The sequence below is a fragment of the Streptomyces sp. NPDC096323 genome (genome assembly GCF_040302845.1).
GTDB lineage: Bacteria > Actinomycetota > Actinomycetes > Streptomycetales > Streptomycetaceae > Streptomyces.
Map to the genome: position 1 here is coordinate 534,618 of NZ_JBEOSI010000002.1, position 14,995 is coordinate 549,612.

The 14,995-nt window shown below is 71.9% G+C and carries 15 protein-coding genes; 5 read left to right on the forward strand and 10 right to left on the reverse strand.

The features are described 5' to 3' along the window. Positions 1-10: 10 nt before the first annotated feature. Complete coding sequence (locus ABTX18_RS06340) at positions 11-475, forward strand: ATP-binding protein (protein ID WP_352121573.1); 465 nt, start codon at positions 11-13, stop codon at positions 473-475. Here ABTX18_RS06340 and ABTX18_RS06345 read toward each other — a convergent pair. From ABTX18_RS06345 to ABTX18_RS06355, 3 genes are read right to left on the reverse strand one after another with little or no spacing between them, the layout of a single operon-like run. Continuing rightward, positions 441-1,256, reverse strand: coding sequence for a serine hydrolase domain-containing protein (locus ABTX18_RS06345; protein WP_352121574.1), 816 nt, complete (start codon positions 1,254-1,256; stop codon positions 441-443). The two genes, ABTX18_RS06340 and ABTX18_RS06345, sit on opposite strands and share 35 nt — an antisense overlap. Before the next feature lie 34 nt (positions 1,257-1,290). Further along, positions 1,291-2,508, reverse strand: coding sequence for an MFS transporter (locus ABTX18_RS06350; protein WP_352121860.1), 1,218 nt, complete (start codon positions 2,506-2,508; stop codon positions 1,291-1,293). Positions 2,509-2,528: 20 nt separating this feature from the next. Next, the gene (locus ABTX18_RS06355) at positions 2,529-3,071 is read right to left on the reverse strand and encodes an ArsR/SmtB family transcription factor (RefSeq protein ID WP_352121575.1); all 543 of its coding nucleotides are present in this window, start codon (positions 3,069-3,071) and stop codon (positions 2,529-2,531) included. Between the two features lie 131 nt (positions 3,072-3,202). Between ABTX18_RS06355 and ABTX18_RS06360 the strand changes: the two genes are divergently transcribed. Together ABTX18_RS06360 and ABTX18_RS06365 are read left to right on the forward strand one after the other, a co-directional pair. Further along, positions 3,203-3,673 (forward strand): MerR family transcriptional regulator, encoded by a 471-nt coding sequence (locus ABTX18_RS06360; protein WP_503061108.1) that lies wholly within the window; start codon positions 3,203-3,205, stop codon positions 3,671-3,673. Beyond that, the gene (locus ABTX18_RS06365) at positions 3,673-4,689 is read left to right on the forward strand and encodes an aldo/keto reductase (RefSeq protein WP_352121577.1); all 1,017 of its coding nucleotides are present in this window, start codon (positions 3,673-3,675) and stop codon (positions 4,687-4,689) included. Before ABTX18_RS06360 ends, ABTX18_RS06365 begins: the two co-directional genes overlap by 1 nt. A gap of 59 nt (positions 4,690-4,748) precedes the next feature. On the opposite strand, the gene ABTX18_RS06370 is transcribed toward ABTX18_RS06365, so the two are convergent. The 7 genes from ABTX18_RS06370 to ABTX18_RS06400 form a co-directional block, all read right to left on the reverse strand. Beyond that, positions 4,749-5,957 carry an acyltransferase family protein gene (locus ABTX18_RS06370; RefSeq protein ID WP_352121578.1) on the reverse strand — a complete coding sequence of 403 codons (1,209 nt, stop codon included), beginning with the start codon at positions 5,955-5,957 and terminating at the stop codon, positions 4,749-4,751. Next, positions 5,957-7,000, reverse strand: a complete 1,044-nt coding sequence (locus ABTX18_RS06375) for an alpha/beta hydrolase (RefSeq protein ID WP_352121579.1) — start codon at positions 6,998-7,000, stop codon at positions 5,957-5,959. The genes ABTX18_RS06370 and ABTX18_RS06375 overlap by 1 nt, the downstream gene beginning before the upstream one ends. 309 nt (positions 7,001-7,309) lie before the next feature. Beyond that, a complete protein-coding gene (locus ABTX18_RS06380) occupies positions 7,310-7,993 on the reverse strand; it encodes a response regulator (RefSeq protein WP_352121580.1) in 684 nt (227 codons plus the stop codon). Next, positions 7,990-9,384: a sensor histidine kinase gene (locus ABTX18_RS06385; protein ID WP_352121581.1), complete on the reverse strand. Its 1,395-nt coding sequence runs from the start codon at positions 9,382-9,384 to the stop codon at positions 7,990-7,992. Before ABTX18_RS06385 ends, ABTX18_RS06380 begins: the two co-directional genes overlap by 4 nt. A gap of 126 nt (positions 9,385-9,510) precedes the next feature. Beyond that, positions 9,511-10,467, reverse strand: a complete 957-nt coding sequence (locus ABTX18_RS06390; RefSeq protein ID WP_352121582.1) for a DUF4429 domain-containing protein — start codon at positions 10,465-10,467, stop codon at positions 9,511-9,513. Positions 10,468-10,582: 115 nt separating this feature from the next. Beyond that, positions 10,583-11,794, reverse strand: a complete 1,212-nt coding sequence (locus tag ABTX18_RS06395) for an alpha/beta hydrolase (RefSeq protein WP_352121583.1) — start codon at positions 11,792-11,794, stop codon at positions 10,583-10,585. Between the two features lie 217 nt (positions 11,795-12,011). Further along, positions 12,012-12,692: a TetR family transcriptional regulator gene (locus ABTX18_RS06400; RefSeq protein WP_352121584.1), complete on the reverse strand. Its 681-nt coding sequence runs from the start codon at positions 12,690-12,692 to the stop codon at positions 12,012-12,014. A 117-nt stretch (positions 12,693-12,809) separates the two neighbouring features. On the opposite strand from ABTX18_RS06400, the gene ABTX18_RS06405 reads away from it, so the two are divergent. Continuing rightward, positions 12,810-14,420: an MFS transporter gene (locus tag ABTX18_RS06405; protein ID WP_352121585.1), complete on the forward strand. Its 1,611-nt coding sequence runs from the start codon at positions 12,810-12,812 to the stop codon at positions 14,418-14,420. Positions 14,421-14,594: 174 nt separating this feature from the next. Further along, a complete protein-coding gene (locus ABTX18_RS06410) occupies positions 14,595-14,957 on the forward strand; it encodes a peptidase inhibitor family I36 protein (RefSeq protein ID WP_352121586.1) in 363 nt (120 codons plus the stop codon). Positions 14,958-14,995: the final 38 nt, after the last annotated feature.

Here is a 14,995-nt window from a genome sequence, read left to right on the forward strand (position 1 = left end):
CGATGGTGACATGAATCACGTGATTGCTCCCCGGGCCGAGTCCGAAGAGCCCGTCTACCGCGCCGACTTCGCCGTCGGCGAGCACTCCGCCCGGCATCTGCGGCGCATCCTGCGGCTCTACCTCGCCGGGTGGGGCCTGGCAGGCGTGGCCGACGCGGCGGAGCTCGCGCTGAGCGAACTGATCGCCAACGTCGTCCGGCATGTTCCCGGCCGCCGCTGCCAGACCTTCATCTTCCGGCTTCCGGGTGGCGAGGGCGTACGCGTCGAAGTGGCGGACGACTGTCCGAGGCTGCCCCTCGTGGCCGACGGGGATCTGCTCGACGAGGAAGGACGGGGGCTGCTCCTGGTGGATGCCGTGACGGACAAGTGGGGTGTGGAGCTGCGCCAGGACGGCGGCGGCAAGGCGGTGTGGTTCGAGTGCCTGGCCGCCGGCCAGTCGGCTAAGCCCGCAGCTCCGCCAGCACCGCGTCCGTGAAGGCCGGCCACACCTCCGCCGCCCACGGCCCGAAGGCACGGTCGGTGAGCGCCACGCAGGCCGCCCCCGCCACCGGGTCGATCCACAGGAACGTGCCCGACTGGCCGAAGTGCCCGAAGGTCGCGGGGGAGGACGAAGTGCCCGTCCAGTGCGGGGACTTGTGGTCCCGGATCTCGAAGCCGAGGCCCCAGTCGTTCGGGTTCTGGTGGCCGTAGCCCGGCAGGACACCCTTCAGGCCGGGATGGACGACGCTCTGCGCCTCCAGGACCGTGCGCGGGTCGAGGAGGCGGGGCGCCTGCACCTCCGCCGCGAAGCGGACCAGGTCCTCGACGGTCGAGACGCCGTCGCGGGCGGGGGAGCCGTCCAGGGTCGTCGCCGTCATGCCCAGGGGCTCCAGCACCGCCTGGCGCAGGTACTCCGCGAACGGGATGTCGGTGGCCTTCGCGAGGTGGTCGCCGAGGACCTCGAAGCCCGCGTTGGAGTACAGCCGCCGGGTGCCGGGCTGGGCCGTAACGCGGTGCTCGTCGAACGCGAGGCCGCTGGTGTGGGCGAGCAGGTGCCGGACCGTGGAGCCTTCGGGCCCCGCCGGTTCGTCGAGTTCGACCGCCCCTTCCTCGTACGCCACCAGCGCCGCGTAGGCCGCGAGCGGCTTGGTGACGGAGGCGAGCGGGAAGCGGTGCGCGGTCGGGCCGTGCGTACCGGCGACGGTCCCGTCCGCTCGTACGACGGCCGCCGCCGCGGTGGGGACGGGCCAGTTCTCGATCATTGCCAGGCTCTGCATACGTACGAGGTTAAGACCGACAGCCAAGGGAGCGTCACGCGGCCGGGGCGGCGGCACGCAGCGCCGCTTCGACCCGGCGGTTGGAGGTCATGGTCGCCGTGACGGCGGTCATGGTGAGGAGGAGGCCGGCGGCGGCGTAGAGCGGGGTGCGCAGGTCGTACGTGGTGGCCAGCCAGCCGCCGAGGAAGGCGCCGAACGGGGCGGCGCACATCGCGAGCATGCGGGAGGTGGAGGCGACGCGGCCCATCAGGTGGGCCGGGACGATCGCCTGCCGGAGGGAGGGGCCGAGCACCATCGTGGCGCCCATGCCCGCCCCGCAGACGGCGAGCGCGAGCCCGGCCACGTACGGGTTCGGGGCGGCGGCGAGACCCAGGATGGCGAGCCCCTCGACGGCGGCCGTGCAGGTCAGCGCGGTGCCGGTGCCAAGTCGCCGGCCGAGGAAGGAGGCGATCCCCGCGCCGAGCAGACCGCCTGCGGCCTCCGCCGTGAGGAGCAGGCCGAAGCCGAAGGCGCCGATACCGAGGCGGTCGCGTGCGAAGAGGGCGAGCACGGTCTCCACGGCGAGGAAGGCGACGTTCCCGACCGCCGGACGCAGCGCGAGCCCGAGCAGCAGCCGGTCCCGGAAGACGTACGAGGCCCCGGCCCGCGCCTGTCGGAGCAGCGACTCGCGGGCCTCCGGTACGGGCAGGGGCGCGATGGGCAGCGACCGTACGAGCACGGCGGACACGGCGAACGACAGCGCGTCGGCGAGCAGCGGAACCGCCCGTCCGAGCGCGAGCAGCGCACTGCCGGCGGGCGGCCCCGCGAAGCCGGACGCGGCGGTCTGGGCGCCGCGCAGACGGGAGTTGGCGCGCTCCAGGAGGACGGGGTCGCGGCTCAGGAGGTCCGGCAGATACGCCGTGGCGGCCGTGTCGAAGAACAGTCCGCCGATGCCGAGCAGGAAGGCGACGGCGGCGAGCAGCGGAATGCTCAGCGCGTCGAGCGCGGCGGCTCCAGCGGGTATCGCGAGCAGCGCCGTACGCGCGGCGTCCGCGACCCACATCGTGCGCCGGCGGTCCCAGCGGTCCACGAGCGCGCCGCCGAGCACCCCGAAGAGCAGCCAGGGCAGCGTACCGGCGGCGGTGACGACGGCCAGCGCCATCGGGTCCCGGGTCAGCGTCAGCGCGAGCAGCGGCAGCGCGCCGTGCGTCACCCCGTCACCGAGCGAGGACACCGTCTGGGCGGTCCACAGCCGTCCGAATCCGGACGGCAGTTTCTGCTTCAGGTCCGTGGTCACTCGCTCTCACCTCCGGCCTGCTCGGCCGACGCCGGGTGGAACAGGGCGAAGACGAGTGAGGTGTCCGGCAGCGCGGGGTCGGACAGCTCCCGGTACTCGTCCGCCAGTGCCTCCAGTCGCGCCCCCAGTTCCGCGAACTGCTCGTCGGTGAGCCGCAGATGCGCCATCCGTACGTGCCGCTCGCTGTCGGCGGGCGATGCCTCCAGGTCCGCCACCGCGTGCCGCATCAGCACATCCGGTCCTCCTTCGCCCGGGTCGGGCAGCGCGATCGACCGGGCGGCCATCGCGTAGTACCGCTCGGTGACGCCGCGGACCTTCCGCGTCCGCACCACCTTCACCAGGCCCGCCCGTTCGAGCAGCCGGACGTGATAGCTGGAGCTTCCCTTGGCGAGGCCCACCCGGGCGGCGATCTGCGTGATCGTCGCCGGCTCGAAGCGGAGTACGGCCATGATCCGGTGGCGGGTGAGATTGGAGACGGCGCGCAGTTGCTCGTCCGTGGTGACGTGAAAGGTCTCGGGCAGATCATCGGCAGGTGGCATGCGCTCAATGGTCAACACTTCTTGACCATTACGCAAGGGGATTTGAGCGCACGTGTCGGTGTGGCTGAAACTCGTCTCCGGCATCGCTTGCTTAGAGTGCACTCAAGGGTTCTAGCGTGGAGTGCATGACGGTGACGGATACGGAGACCACTTCGGCAGGCACGGATGCCTGCGCAACGGCCCCAACGGCACCCCGGGCCCATCCGCGTCCCGAGGGGCAGGACCGCTACACCATCAGCGAGGTGGCCGTCTTCACGGGGCTGAGCGCCCACACGCTGCGCTGGTACGAGCGGATCGGGCTGATGTCGCACGTCGACCGTTCACACACGGGACAGCGCCGTTTCACCAACGGTGACCTGGACTGGCTCGCCTTCGTCGGCAAGCTGCGGCTCACCGGGATGCCGGTCGCCGGCATGGTCCGGTACGCGGAACTGGTGCGCGAGGGCGAGCACACCTTCGAGGAGCGCAGGGAACTGCTGGAGGCGACCCGCCGCGACGTGAGGGCGCGGATCGCGGAGCTCCACGACACCCTCGCCGTCCTCGACTACAAGATCGAGTTCTACGCAGGCGCCCCGCGGGCGCCGGAAAGGCCCAGTGCCTGATGACTGACAACAAGATCGCCACCGTGGAGCTCGGCAGCGGCGGCCCGCAGGTCGGCGTCCAGGGCCTCGGCTGCATGGGAATGAGCGAGTTCTACGGCGACACCGACGAGGTCGCGGCCCGCGAGACCCTGGAGACGGCCCTTGCCGCGGGCGTCACGCTCTTCGACACCGCCGACGTCTACGGCAGCGGCGCCAACGAGACGTTCCTCGCGCCCTTCGTCGGGGCGCACCGCGACGAGATCACCCTCGCCACGAAGTTCGCCATCGAGCGGCGCGACGACGACCCGCACTACCGGGGCGTGCGCAACGAACCGGCGTACATCCGCCAGGCGGTCGAGAACAGCCTGCGCCGGCTGAACACCGATGTCATCGACCTCTACTACATGCACCGCCGCGACCCGGCCGTCCCGCTGGCGGAGTCCGTCGGCGCGATGGCCGAGCTGGTGCGGCAGGGCAAGGTCAAGCAGCTCGGGCTGAGCGAGGTGACCGGCGCGGAGCTGCGCGAGGCGCACGCCGTGCACCCCATCGCCGCCCTCCAGTCGGAGTGGTCGCTTTTCAGCCGCGACGTCGAGCGCAGCGCCGTGCCCGCCGCCGTGGAACTGGGTGTGACCTTCGTGCCGTACTCGCCGCTCGGCCGCGGCTTCCTCACCGGGGCGTTCACGGACGCGGGCAAGGACCTGACGGCGAACGACTTCCGCAAGTTCCAGCCGCGCTTCACCGGCGACAACGCGAAGACGAACGCCGCGCTGCTGGAGCCGGTCCACAAGATCGCCGCCGCACACGGGGCGACCGCCGCCCAGGTCGCGCTCGCCTGGGTGCAGCAGCGCGCCCAGGTGCACGGGCTGACCGTGGTGCCGATCCCCGGCACGCGCAAGAGCAGCCGGCTGCTGGAGAACCTCGGCGCCACCCGGCTCACGCTGTCGGCGGAGGAGCTTGCGCTGCTGGAGCCGATCGCCGGCCAGGTGGCGGGGGACCGCTACCCGGACATGAGCAACACGGCCACGGCCCGCGAGTAGCGAGCGGCGGCGGTCATGAGCCACACTGCCCCGCCCGCGAGCAGCGGGCGGCGGCGGCCTCACGCCATCCCCAGGGCGAAGACCGCGAATCCGGCCGCGAGCACCCCCGCCACCGCGCGGCGGGCGTTCGCGGCCTGCGTGCCCGCCTTCCAAGGTGCCTCGAACCGCCGGGCGTACCGGGCGATCAGCACCAGCAGCCCCGCGAACACCGGCATCCAGGCCAGCCGGGCCACGACCCAGCCGAGCGTGTCGGGACCGGTCGTCAGTCCGGGCACCGCACCCGCGAACGACGCCGGCACGGCCGCGGCGAGCATCGCCGTCTGGTGCCAGCACAGGATCGTCATCGCCGACAGGTTGATCACGACGACCGGCGCCCACACCAGCGGCCTGCGCAGCAACCGGGCGATCCGGCCGCGCAGCAGGATCGCCGCTCCGCTCTGCGTGGCGGCCAGGGCGAGGACCAGCAGCGACGGCGGATGCGAATTGGTGCGGGCCTCGCCCGGCACCCCGACCATCGACGCCGGGTAGTGAAAGACCAGCAGCAGGACGGCGAACAGCACCCCACCGCCGACGAGCAGGAACCGGGCGCCCCGCTTCCCGATCCGGCCCTCGCCCCAGGAGACGCCGAGCTGGTACGCGAAGAGCCAGCCGGGAAGAATGTTCAGCACGCTCAGCCAGGAGGGCATCGCGTCGCCGAGCGGCCCGTAGCGCAGCACGTCGACGACGGCGACCGCGCCGAGCAGCGGGGCGGCGGCCCAGCCGCCGAGCCGCCTCGCCGCGCGCATGCAGAACGGGGTCAGCGCGGTCACCACCGCGTACACGCCGACGAACCAGAGCGGCTGGATCACCAGCGTCGATCCCGTCCGCAGCGTGTCGCTCGGCACGCCGAGCGCGTGGAGCACCGGGATCATCACCGCCCAGACGGCCGTCACCCCGAGCACCGGCCGGCCGAGACGGGCCATCCGGCCGCGCAGCCAGGCCCCCGTCGTGGACGTCCGCCGCCGGTACGAGAGCACCGAGGCGTACCCGCCGACCAGGAAGAAGACGCCCAGCATCTGGAGCACCCAGCTGAACGGGGCGAGCGCGCCGAAGGCCGAGAGCGGGCTGGCGTTGTGCAGCGCCCCGCCTCCGTCGAGCCGGAAGCCGCCGAGCAGCCAGTGCCCGGTGGGCACGGCGAGCAGGGCGAGGGCGCGCAGCCCGTCGAGGGAGCGGTCGCGGTGGGCGGGGGTACCGGCCTCGATACGGGAGGCGAGGGCGCGCACGCTCATCACAGCTCCCCCTCCGCGATTGCGGCGAAGGCCCGGAGGGACTCGGTGCCGGGGGCGAAGTAGCCGGTGTGCCCGTGGGCGTCACCTGCGGGCACCCGGCGGGCGCCGAATCCGGCGGAGGTCGGGTCGGCGCCGTGGCCCAGCCCGGCGAACTCGACGTTCGGTACGTCGTCGATCCAGTCGTCGGGGTCCTTGGCGGCCCACACCCGGGCATCGGTGTGCAGCTCGCCCACGTTGTCCGCGCGCATCCCGGGGGACCCGAGGACGACCAGGTCGCCGGCGCGCAGCCGGGGCGCGGCGAGGCCGCAGACGACGGAGCCGTAGCTGTGGCAGAACACCGTGGGCTCGGGCACGCCGGTGGCCGCGAGCCCGTCCGTGAACCGGATCAGCCGGTCGGCACCCGCCTCGGCGAGCGAGCCGGTCGCCGCGTCCACGCCGACGCCGACGGGCGTGGTGTACCCGGCCCAGGCGATCACCGCGCTGCCCGGACCGGTCTCCGCGTACAGCGACTTGGCCATGCCGGCCGGTGTCCCGTACACATCGCTCGTACGATCGAAGGTCCCGGCGTCGATGTCGGAACCCGGCACCACGACGGACACCCGCCGGGCCGTGGTCAAGTCCCCGAAGACCTCGGCCACTTGGCCGCGTCCACGGGGGTCGAACGCGAGGATCCGGCGCTGCGGGTCGGCACCGAGGCTCGCGTACCGGGGATCGTGATCGGCCTTCAGGGCCAGGGCGTTGGCCCGGTAGCGCAGTTCGACGGGTACGCCGTCGAGGTTTCCGACGACCAGCGGATGCCGGGCGATCAGGGACTGCTGGTCCCTGTCGCTCAACCCCGCGAAGAACCGCGCAACTTGGGCGGGCGTGTCCCGGGCCGGGTCGGGCAGCTCCCGGCCCAGTACGTGATCCGACCGCCAGGCGGCGGTGCCGGGCGGCGGGCCGGTCAGCGCCTGCTGGGCGTTCCCCGAGGCCCAGCCGGCCGTCCCCGACACGATGGTGGTCGCCAGGGCGACCGCGACCAAGGTCCTCGCATAGCGGCGCATCCGACCCTCCCTCTCCGGCTGAACCGGATCCCGCACGCCGTTCGGCGCGTCGGGAAGGAAGGTAGGAAGAGGGTGGGTGCGGGGGCGTCACACCGAGGGGTTGAGTGTCAGGTCATACCGGGGTAGGGGGTGTACGGGTTCTGCCCGGGGCGGGGCGGCGGGCGGCTCGCTTCGGGCGGGCGGTCCGCCGGTCCGCTTCGTCCTCAACCGCCGGGCGGGCTCAAGGATGCCCTCAATCGCCGGGCGGGCTCAAAAGATGCCCTCAATCGCCGGGCGGGCTCAAAAGATGCCCTCAATCGCCGGGCGGGCTCAAGGTGCCCCCGGTACCACCAGCCCCGCCTCGTACGCGAAGATCACCGCTTGGGCGCGGTCCCGCAGGTCCAGCTTGGCCAGCACCCGCCCGATATGGGTCTTCACCGTCTGCTCCGCCAGCACCAGCCGCCCCGCGATCTCCTGGTTCGACAGCCCCCGCGCCATCAGCTCCAGCACCTCCGTCTCGCGCGGGGTCAGCCCGTTGAGCCGAAGCGCCGGGCCGCCCCGCGTGGCTCCGGACGGCCGTTGCCGGGCGAAGTCCGCGATGAGGCGGCGCGTCACGGACGGGGCCAGCAGGGCGTCGCCCGCCGCCACCACCCGGACCGCCGAGATCAGGTCCGCCGGCGGGGCGTCCTTCAGCAGGAAGCCGGACGCGCCGGCGCGCAGCGCCTCGTACACGTAGTCGTCCACGTCGAACGTGGTCAGCATCAGCACCTTCGGCACGTGCACCACGCCCACCGGCGGGTTCAGCAGTTCGCGCGCCGCCGCGAGGCCGTCCATCTCGGGCATCCGCACATCCATCAGGACCACGTCCGGATGGGTATGGCGGCTGACGTCGACGCCCTGGCGCCCGTCCGGCGCCTCACCGACCACGTCGATGTCGGCCTGCGCCGACAGGAGCGCCGCGAACCCCGCCCGCACCATGGCCTGGTCGTCGACGATGATCACACGGATGGTCACGAGTCCTCCGGATTCAGGGGCAGCACAGAAGAGGGAGAAGGAGAAGGAGCCGGAGGGAGGGGGAGCCGTGCGGACACCCGGAAGCCGCCGTCAGCCAGGGGCCCGGTCTCCAGCGTTCCGCCGGTCAACCGTACGCGTTCGCGCATGCCGATCAGCCCGTGTCCCGTCCCCGTCGTCTCCACAGGGGTGTGCGGCGAGAGCGACGAACCCGTGTGCATCGGCGGGTCGTTGACGACCAGCACCGTCAGCTGCGCACCGTCGGAACCGATCGACACCCGGGTCCGCGCCCCCGGCGCGTGCCGGACCACATTCGCCAGGGCCTCCTGCACGATCCGGTACGCCGACAGGTCCACGGCCTGCGGGACGCCGGTCAGCCCGGCGGGCATCGACAGTTCGGCCGGCAGCCCCGCCCGTACCGTCGCCTCCACCAGCTGCTGCACCCGGTCGAGCCCCGGCTGAGGCGCCCGCTCGCCCTCCGTGCCCTCGCTGCGCAGCACCGTCAGCAGGCGCCGCATCTCCCCGAGGGACTCCCGCGCGCTCGCGGCGATCGACGCGAACTCCTCCCGCGCCTCGTCGGAGAGACCGCCGCTCAGCCGGTACGGGGCGGAGTCGGCCTGGACCGTGATCACCGACATGTGGTGCGCGACCACGTCATGGAGCTCGCGGGCGATCCTGGTCCGCTCCTCCAGCAGCGTGCGCTGCGCCCGCTCGGCCTCGCTGATGGTCTCCTGCTCGGCGAGCCGGCGCTGGGCGTCGCCCCGTTCCCGTACCGCCGCGCCGATCACCAGCACGACGGCACCGAGGATGACCAGCAGGAGCGAGTTGTCGGTGCCGCGGTGGGAGGAGACCAGATACAGGACGAGCCCCGCGGCGCCGGTCGCCAGCCAGACGCCGACGAGGGTCCGCCGGCTCTCGCGCAGGCCCAGCGCCAGGAGCAGGAAGAGATAGCCGACGAGACCCGGCGGAGTCCACGGCCAGGCGTTGTTCTGCCCGCCGTCCTGTCCGAGCAGCACCACCGCGCCCGCGATCTGCGCGGGGAAGATGATCCACCAGGCCTGAAGCGGGCGGTGCGCCAGCATCAGGAGCGGCACGGCCTGCGCGACGGCGAGCGCGGCCGCGATGCCGCCGTTCAGGCCGTACTGGTCGGCGAGGACGGTGATCGTGACCGGGACGAAGATGGCGACGAGGACGAGCACGGCGACGTACGGCAGCAGCCGCTGCCACTGCTTCGGCGCACCGGCCAGAAGCGGTGTCGGGGGATGCGAGGGATGGGACAGCGCGTGGCCGGTCTCGCGCAGATTGCGGCGGGCGGCGCTCAGCAGACCGTCCGCCGGCGGGTGCGGGGGAGCGGGCGGCGGCGATGACGGCGGGGGCGGGGAGGATGGGGGCATGGCCTGATCAGGGTAGGCAGCGAAGCCGCCCGGCGGCGTCATACCGGAGTTCCGGTTCCACCGCGGCCGTTGTCGTACGAGGGTATGACCCGCGCCCGTTCGGTAAGGGGCACACCTCCGTACGGATCACAGCTCGGCCAGCAGCTGTGCCTTCTTCGCGCTGAACTCGTCGTCCGTCACCAGACCCGCCTGGTGCAGCTCCCCGAGATGGCGGATCCGCTCGGCGATGTCCGCCGGGTCCCGGCGTCCCGCACTGACCAGAGCTGCCGCGACGGGCGCGGAGTGTCTCCTGCGGACGGACTCCAGTACGGCCGCGGCGAAGGGCAGCGACTCGTGCACCGGGCCGTAGCCGAGGCCGAAGATCACCGCTGCCGGGTCCTGGTCCGCCCGGGCCCGACGCGCCTCCATGGGCTGCGCCGGGGCGGTGCTCGTCAGGAGACCCGCACCAGGGCCGGTGGCCGCAGGGCCCGCGCCCGTGCCGGTGGCCGCGTCCGAGGACGCGGGTATGCGCGGCACCAGCCGCAGATAGCCCTCGAAGGCCTCGGGGGAACGCCATTCGACGCCGCTCAGTTCCGTGACGGGGAACGTCTGGTCGCCCGCCTTCCACTTCTCCGAGGAGGCGCCCGTCCAGAACCACCGGAAGGAGATCCGGTCCCCGTCGAAGCTGGCCCGGCCGTCGTACGCCTTGAAGCGCATCGGCGCCTCGGGGGCCGCGACCAGGAACCGGTCCGCGGGCTCGCCCGCCTCGGGGCCAAGGCGCGCGCGCAACTCGTCCGCGTAGTACTCGGCGAGCGTCTCGCGCTCGGCTGGGAGCACCAGGCGGTACGGATCGCAGCCGTCCTTCAGCTGCCCGGCAGCCGCCTCCAGCAGCGGATCGGCGCCGGGTCTGGGGACCGCACGCAGCACCACCGTGCCCCGCTTGCCCGGGGTCAGCGTCACCGACGACAGCGCCGCGTGCGGGACGCGGCGCTCACGGAGGCTCTGGAAGAGCCTCGGCGTACGGATACCCCGTTCGAAGCGGATGAGCACGGAGTCGGTGTCGAACTCCCAGGTGGCATGAATTCCGGCCAGCACATCACCCATGTGCCTCATCGTATGCGGCACTTGCCCGCGCGTCGCCCCTCGGAGACCCGGACAATTCACGGCCGGTCATGGTTTTCTACGCGCGTCGGACCGGTCCGCACCGTCTGTACGCGCGTCAGACCGACGTGTGGCCGGAAATCTGTTCGTGGCAGCCGCTGTCCGACTTCGCGCAGGTCACGGAGGCGTACGCGCCCGCGCCGATCGCGGCGAAGTTGCCGAGACTCTCGGTTCCCGGCTCGAAATAGCCGCTGTGCCCGACCGCGTCGCCGGCCGACGCGATACGGGCGCCGAAGTCGGGATCCACCGGGTCGGCCCCGTGGCCCAGGCCCCCGAACTCCAGGTTCGGCACGTCCGCGATCCAGTCGTCGTGGTCCCGCATCGCCCAGACATTGGCCCGGGTGTGCAGCTGGCCGGCGTTGTCGGCCCGCATGCCGGGGCTTCCCGCGACCGCGATGTCCGTCACCCGGCGGGGCAGTTCGTCCGCGGCGACGCCGCACAGGACGGAGCCGTAGCTGTGGCAGAACAAGGAGACGGGAGCCGTCCCCGGGAGCGCGCCGACGAGTGCGTCGAGACGGACCGCCCCGCGTTCGGCGAGGTTGCCCAGGGCCGCGTCCATGCCGATGCCGGCCGGTGCGGTGTAGTCGGCCCAGGCGATCACCGCGGTGCGGACGCCGGGATGTTCCGAGTGCTCGGCCGCGTACAAGGACTTGGCCATGCCGACGGGGGCGGCGTTCGTCTTGTCCCCGGTGCGCTCCAGCGTCAGCAGGTTCGTGTCGACGCCCGGGACGACCACCGATACGCGTTCGGCGCGTTCGAGGTCGCCGAACACCTCGGCGGCGTGGCCGCGGCCCGAGGGGTCGAACGCGAGGAAGTGCCGGCCCTCGGCGAGCATCGACCGGAAGCGCTCCACCCGGTGCTGCGCGTCGGCGCGGCCGCCGGGGGAGAGCCTCGGGTCGTCCACCCGGGTCTCCTCGGCCGTGCGCGCCTGCTCCAGCGCCAGCCGGTTGGCCTGGTAACGCAGGGTGACCGGGGCGCCGTTCAGGTTCCCCACCACCAGCGGGTAGGTGCGGGCCAGGCCGGTCTGCTGCGCGTCCGTGAGCGAGGCGAAGAAGTGCGCCAGCTTGTACGCCGGCGCGTCCGCCGCGGGAAGCGGGCGTCCCGCTATCGACCCCTTGGCCCAGGAGGCGAGGGCGACCGCGCGTGGCGCGGCGGAGTGTTGATGACGCACGGCGGTCCAACCGGTGGTCGCCAGCATCACGAACACGACCGCGATGGCGAGAAGAGCGCGCCAGGCGGTGAGCGTGGGGGAGGAGTCGAAGGAAGTCACTCCGGCACACATTAGGAGACGCGCGTAGGGCATCGGTAAGCGGGTGACGCACATCACCTGGGTGCGGGGAATGAAGCCCCGTTTTCCTCACACTGTGTACGGCCGTGGCGCACGCTCCGCCGCGCCGGGAGCCGCCGAAGGGCCTCATCGGAGCCTCGTGGCCCGCCTGTTGTGACGTCGGTCATGCCGCGCACTGAGGCGTCCGGCACACACCGCCTCAGTTGAGGTGCGCCGTCCCGGCGGGCTGCGCGCGCCAGTTCCCGGCGAGGGCCGGGCCCAACTGGTCCAGGTACGTCTCGGTCAGCGCCCGCAGCGCGTCCATGCTGCCGTCGCGGTCCCGGCCCCACAGCTGCCCGGTGACCCGCATCACTCCGGAGAACGCGGCGACGGCGACGCGGGGCCGGGGGTCCCGGGCCATGTCCAGGCCCTCGCGCTCGGCGATCAGCCCGGCGATCTGCTCCTCCAGGGCGACGCCGCGCCGCATATGGGTGGCGAGCAGGGAGGGCGTCGATTCGATCATCTGATAGGTCCGCAGGTGGAGTTCGACCGGGATGACGGCCTCGATCGCCTCTCCGATACTGTTCCACGCGCAGAGAACGGCGCGTCGCATGGCCTCGAAAGGGGCTTCGGCGGCAGGGCGTTGACGCAGTTCGAGGACGAAGTGCGACTCCACCATGTCCTGGACGGCGAAGACCACCGACTCCTTGCCCGCGAAGTAGCGGAAGAAGGTGCGCTGGGAGACCTCGACGGCGTCGGCGATCTCGTCGACGGTGGTCTCCTCGTACCCCTGGGTGGTGAAGAGGCCGAGGGCGGCACGGATCAGTTCGTCCCGGGTGCGTTGCTTCTTGCGTTCGCGCAGCCCGGCCGGCCTGGCTGTGGCTTGCTGCCCGTCGGTCACTGAACCGGTCCTCTTTTCCCTGCTTTGTCCAGCTCAGCTTACCTGTGAGCTACATGACAGTTACTGACTTGTGAATTGGTTTGTCAACTGTCAGCGGCTGACACTAATCTCCCGCGTATGACTAGTCAGACCACCGTCGAAAAGGCGCCGAAGAGCCCCCGGGACCCCCTCGGCACCGCCCCTGCCAAGGGGCTGCGCGGCCACCCCTGGCTGACGCTCTTCTCCGTGGCCATCGGCGTGATGATGGTCGCGCTCGACGGCACCATCGTCGCGATCGCCAACCCCGCGATCCAGAAGGACCTCGGCGCCTCGCTCGCAGACGTCCAGTGGATCACCAACGGCTACATGCTGGCCCTCGCCGTCTCCCTGATCACCGCGGGCAAGCTCGGTGACCGCTTCGGCCACCGTCAGACGTTCCTCATAGGCGTCGTCGGCTTCGCCGCCGCGTCGGGAGCCATCGGCTTCTCCAGCAGCGTCGTCCTGGTGATCACCTTCCGCGTGCTCCAGGGCCTCTTCGGCGCCCTGCTGATGCCCGCCGCGCTCGGCCTGCTGCGCGCCACCTTCCCGGCCGAGAAGCTGAACATGGCGATCGGCATCTGGGGCATGGTGATCGGCGCCTCGACCGCCGGCGGCCCGATCCTGGGCGGCGTGCTCGTCGAGCACGTCAGCTGGCAGTCCGTCTTCTTCATCAACGTGCCGGTCGGCGTGATCGCCCTCGTCATGGGCGTGCTGATCCTCAAGGACCACCGCGCCGAGAACGCGCCGCGCTCCTTCGACATCACCGGCATCGTGCTGCTGTCCACGGCGATGTTCTGCCTGATCTGGGCGCTCATCAAGGGTGCTGAGTGGGGCTGGGGCGACCTCAAGACGGTCGGCTTCCTGGTGGCGGCCGTGGCCCTGTTCGCCGGATTCGCCTTCGTCCAGCAGCGCGTCAGGGAACCGCTGATCCCGCTGGCGATGTTCCGGTCCGTCCCGCTCTCGGCGGGCGTCGTCCTGATGGTACTGATGGCCTTCGCCTTCATGGGCGGACTGTTCTTCGTCACCTTCTACCTGCAGAACGTGCACGGCCTGAGCCCGGTCGACAGCGGTCTGCACCTGCTGCCGCTGACCGGCATGATGATCGTCGCCTCGCCGCTCGCGGGCTTCATGATCACCAAGTTCGGCCCGCGGGTCCCGCTCGTCGGCGGCATGGTGTGCACGGCGGTCGCCTGTTTCGGCATGTCCCAGCTGTCCATCGGCACCGGCACGCTGACCATGTCGATCTGGTTCGGCCTGCTCGGCCTCGGCCTCGCCCCGGTGATGGTCGGCGCCACCGAGGTCATCGTCGGCAACGCCCCGATGGAGCTCTCCGGCGTCGCGGGTGGTCTGCAGCAGGCCGCCATGCAGGTCGGCGGCAGCCTCGGCACGGCGGTCCTGGGCGCGATCATGGCAGCCAGGGTCGACTCCGTACTCCCCGGCAACTGGACGGAAGCGAAGCTTCCGCCGCTGTCGGGCGAGAAGCTCGACCAGGCCTCCTCCGCCATCAAGGTCGGCATGCCGCCGGTCGCCGAGGGGACCCCGCCGGACGTCGCCGGCAAGATCGTGGGCGTCGCCCACGACACCTTCCTGTCTGGCATGAGCACGGCCTTCATGGTCGCCGGCATCGTCGCGGTGATCGCCGCACTCGTCGCCACCCTGACCAAGCGCGGCGAGAACGCCGAGGCGGGCGCGGGAGCCGGTCACATCTGACCCGTCCTCTGGGCGGCCTCGGCGTCAACACAGCGCGTACAACAGCCCCGCCGGAACGTTCCGGCGGGGCTGTCGCCTATCAGGGTGATCCCGCCCCCGGAACTCTTCCCGATCCGCCGCCGCGCAGCTCAGGGTGGGCGTAGAAGATCCACATCAACACGGGGGTTGATTCATATGCGTACGACCGTTGTCGCGGCCGCCCTGGCCGCCACCGCGCTCCTCCCACAGGCTCCGGCCCATGCCGCACCCGGCCGGCTCGGGGACTGCTCGACCGGCCAGCTCTGCCTCTGGGCGAAACCCGACTTCACCGGCGCCCGGCAGGTCCACGAGCTCTCCACCATCGACATCGAGAGCTGCGTACCGCTCAAGGCGGGCACCACCGTCCAGGCCCTGGTCAACCGCACGGGCCGCCCCGTCACCACCTACCAGTCGGCGGAGTGCGAGGAGACCGGCGAGTTCGAGACGTACCCGGGCGGCGGCACCTGGGTGCCCCGCTCCCCGTACCAGGTCCGGGCCTTCAAGGTCTGGGAGAACTGACCGGACCGTACACAGCGACGCGGGGCGGCGGGACCCCT

Excerpts from the sequence above, each read along its gene's own strand:
- ABTX18_RS06340 (WP_352121573.1), top strand. The coding sequence starts at position 11 with ATGAATCACGTGATTGCTCCCCGGGCCGAGTCCGAAGAGCCCGTCTAC.
- ABTX18_RS06345 (WP_352121574.1), bottom strand. The coding sequence starts at position 1,256 with ATGCAGAGCCTGGCAATGATCGAGAACTGGCCCGTCCCCACCGCGGCG.
- ABTX18_RS06355 (WP_352121575.1), bottom strand. The coding sequence starts at position 3,071 with ATGCCACCTGCCGATGATCTGCCCGAGACCTTTCACGTCACCACGGAC.
- ABTX18_RS06365 (WP_352121577.1), top strand. The coding sequence starts at position 3,673 with ATGACTGACAACAAGATCGCCACCGTGGAGCTCGGCAGCGGCGGCCCG.
- ABTX18_RS06370 (WP_352121578.1), bottom strand. The coding sequence starts at position 5,957 with ATGAGCGTGCGCGCCCTCGCCTCCCGTATCGAGGCCGGTACCCCCGCC.
- ABTX18_RS06375 (WP_352121579.1), bottom strand. The coding sequence starts at position 7,000 with ATGCGCCGCTATGCGAGGACCTTGGTCGCGGTCGCCCTGGCGACCACC.
- ABTX18_RS06385 (WP_352121581.1), bottom strand. The coding sequence starts at position 9,384 with ATGCCCCCATCCTCCCCGCCCCCGCCGTCATCGCCGCCGCCCGCTCCC.
- ABTX18_RS06390 (WP_352121582.1), bottom strand. The coding sequence starts at position 10,467 with ATGGGTGATGTGCTGGCCGGAATTCATGCCACCTGGGAGTTCGACACC.
- ABTX18_RS06405 (WP_352121585.1), top strand. The coding sequence starts at position 12,810 with ATGACTAGTCAGACCACCGTCGAAAAGGCGCCGAAGAGCCCCCGGGAC.
- ABTX18_RS06410 (WP_352121586.1), top strand. The coding sequence starts at position 14,595 with ATGCGTACGACCGTTGTCGCGGCCGCCCTGGCCGCCACCGCGCTCCTC.